A 1195-nucleotide genomic window follows, 5' to 3' on the forward strand; every position below is an offset into this window, starting at 1 on the left:
CGGTAATCCCCCCATTTTTAGAGCATGCTAAAAGTAGAGGTTAAGCGGCGAGTGCCAATTTCTGTTTCGGCGTAATACCGCCGAGCGCCATGTTGGGCCGGTCGTGATTGTAGGTCCACAACCAGTTGGTGGCAAATTCCTGGATTTCGTCGAGCGTCTCAAACAGGTGATGGGCGAGCCAGTCATAGCGAACGGTCCTGTTATATCGCTCGACGTAAGCGTTTTGTTGCGGCTGTCCGGGCTGGATGAAATCGATGCGAATACCATGTCTGACAGCCCAGGCCAACGTCACCGCGCTGATGTATTCCGGGCCGTTATCGCATCGAATGGCGCCCGGTTTTCCGCGCCACTCGATGATCCGGTCGAGCGATCGGATCACGCGTTCGGATGGCAGCGAGAAGTCGACCTCGATCCCCAGGCCCTCGCGGTTATAGTCGTCGATGACGTTGAACAGCCGGATGCTGCGTCCATCGGCAAGCTGGTCATGCATGAAGTCCATCGACCAGCATTGGTTGATCGCAGTGGGTACCGCCAGCGGCAGCGGCTTCTCGCGCACCAGGCGATGGCGCGGCTTGATGCGCAGGTTCAGCTCCAGCTCGCGGTAGATCCTGTAGACGCGCTTGTGGTTCCATTTGAAGCCCTTGACGTTGCGCAGATACAGGAAGCACAGTCCGAATCCCCAGTTGCGCTGGTTGTTCGTCAGCCGTACCAGCCAGTCGGCGATGACGCCGTTTTCCGCGTCCAGCTTGGCCTTGTAGCGATAGCACGTCTGGCTGATGTGAAATGCCTGGCATGCCAGGCCAATCGTGGCTGACCGATTAGCTACGGCCCACTGCGCCATCTCCCGCCGCTGAGATGGCGCTACCACTTTTTTGTCAGCGCCTCCGCGACGATTTCGGCCTTGAGCCGCTCCTCTGCATACATCTTCTTCAGGCGCCGGTTCTCGTCCTCGAGCTCCTTCATGCGGGCCATCAACGACGCGTCCATGCCGCCGTACTTGGCGCGCCACTTGTAAAACGTGGCATTGCTAATGCCGTGCTCGCGGCACAACTCGGGAACCGGACTACCGGCTTCGGCTTGCTTGAGGATGGCGATGATCTGGCTGTCGGTAAAGCGGGACGTCTTCATGTAGAGCTTTCTGTTCTTAAGTAGAAAATTCTACTTCTAAACGCGCTCTTTTTGCGGGGGGATTACC

Annotated in this window: 1 protein-coding gene; it reads right to left on the reverse strand. The window is 57.7% G+C overall.

Annotated elements, in window-relative coordinates; genetic code table 11:
* Positions 1-40: 40 nt before the first annotated feature.
* Positions 41-1128, reverse strand: a protein-coding gene (locus tag ACHAC9_RS24425; protein WP_435764396.1) for an IS3 family transposase whose coding sequence is annotated in 2 segments (ribosomal slippage) — positions 41-876 and positions 876-1128 — 1089 coding nt in all. Because the reading frame shifts where the segments join, the coding sequence is not laid out codon by codon here.
* Positions 1129-1195: the final 67 nt, after the last annotated feature.

Origin of the sequence: Massilia sp. CMS3.1, assembly GCF_051262535.1 — a bacterium.
Classification (GTDB): Bacteria; Pseudomonadota; Gammaproteobacteria; order Burkholderiales; family Burkholderiaceae_D; genus Telluria.